Source organism: Streptococcus sp. 1055 (genome assembly GCF_013276815.1).
In the GTDB taxonomy this organism is placed as follows: domain Bacteria; phylum Bacillota; class Bacilli; order Lactobacillales; family Streptococcaceae; genus Streptococcus; species Streptococcus pseudopneumoniae.
In genome coordinates this window covers 1-1,330 of record NZ_VMLT01000035.1, presented here as the reverse complement: position 1 = coordinate 1,330, position 1,330 = coordinate 1, and the positions used below count along the sequence as shown (strand labels likewise).

Here is a 1,330-nt window from a genome sequence, read left to right as displayed (position 1 = left end):
GGTTGTGAATAGAACTGACGAAGTCAGCTCAAAATACTGTTTTGAGATTGCAGATGAAAGCTGACGTGGTTTGAAGAGATTTTTGAAGAATATAAAAACAAAAAGAGGCAAAGACCTAGTCCTGCCCATTATTTTCTTATCTACTTGATAATACCGTCAATGCTAAGGCAATGGCTAGCCAGAAAAAGACTAAAATCCCTGTCAAACGCTGCATCACAGCTTCGAAACCGCGTGCTTTACTGCGTTCAAACAAATCACCTGAGCTGGCATCAAATACATTGCTGGATTGGTTTTTAGTTGGTTGCATGAAAATCGCAATCACAATCACAACAGATAATACTAATAAAATGGTTAATAATAGGTTATACATATCAAACTCCTTACAATCCCTATTATTTTACCATAAAATCTACTTAGATTCAAGATGTAGGGTTACTTTTCTTTCCTTGGGACAATACTTTAAAACCTCAATCTTGTCTGGATGGGTTTTTGAATTTTTACTGGTTAGGTAATTGATACTGCCACAAGAGGAGCATTTGAGATTAATTTTTACTCGCACTAGATTTCCTTTACTTTTATTAGACTTCCTGCAAAACTAGAATCCTAGTTCATGATTGATAATGCCAGCAATCAAATTCATTCGTAAGCCGAAGCGTTTACGATGATTTCGATAGGTTGTTGAAAACATTTTAAACGTTTTTATAGTGAAATGAAATAAGAACAGGACAAATCGATCAAGACAGTCAAATCGATTTCTAACAATGTTTTAGAAGTAGAGGTGTACTATTCTAGTTTCAATCTACTATACTCTGTCAAAAATATTCTCAACCTTGATTCTCTCCTTAGATAGCGCATGGTTACAGGCTTTATCTTCAGCTGTTAGCAGCTTGAGTTTGCTGGATTTCCTCGGAGTTTGCGCTTGAGGATATAGCTTCATGAGCCCTTGATAAGCACTGTCAGCCAAGATTTTACCAGCTTGTCCGATATTTCTGCGACTCATTTTGAACAACTTCATATCATGACAATAGTTCACAGCGAGCTCCAAAGAAACAATTCTCCCTTGACTTGTGACAATCGCTTAAGCCTTCATAGCGTGGCATTTCTTTTTACCAGAATCATTCTCTAATTGTTTTTTTAGAACGATTGATTTTTACTTCCGTCGCATCAATCATTACCGTGTCCTCAGAACTGAGAGGAGTTCTTGAAATCGTAACACCACTTTGAACAAGAGTTACTTCAACCCATTGACTCCGATGGGTTAAGTTGCTTTCGTGGATACCAAAATCAGCCGCAATTTGTTCATAAGTTCGATATTCTCGCACATATTGAA

Annotated in this window: 2 protein-coding genes and 2 pseudogenes; all 4 read right to left on the bottom strand. The window is 36.8% G+C overall.

Annotated features, from left to right (window positions below):
• Positions 1-136: 136 nt before the first annotated feature.
• The gene (gene secG / locus HT699_RS03765) at positions 137-370 is read right to left on the bottom strand and encodes a preprotein translocase subunit SecG (protein WP_000282517.1); all 234 of its coding nucleotides are present in this window, start codon (positions 368-370) and stop codon (positions 137-139) included.
• 39 nt (positions 371-409) lie between these two features.
• Positions 410-559 carry a 50S ribosomal protein L33 gene (gene rpmG / locus HT699_RS03760; RefSeq protein ID WP_001809104.1) on the bottom strand — a complete coding sequence of 50 codons (150 nt, stop codon included), beginning with the start codon at positions 557-559 and terminating at the stop codon, positions 410-412.
• Positions 560-595: 36 nt separating this feature from the next.
• Positions 596-703 (bottom strand): annotated as a pseudogene (locus HT699_RS03755) (IS5/IS1182 family transposase); the annotation flags it as partial.
• Positions 704-805: 102 nt separating this feature from the next.
• Positions 806-1,330, bottom strand: a pseudogene (locus tag HT699_RS03750) (transposase family protein); the annotation flags it as partial.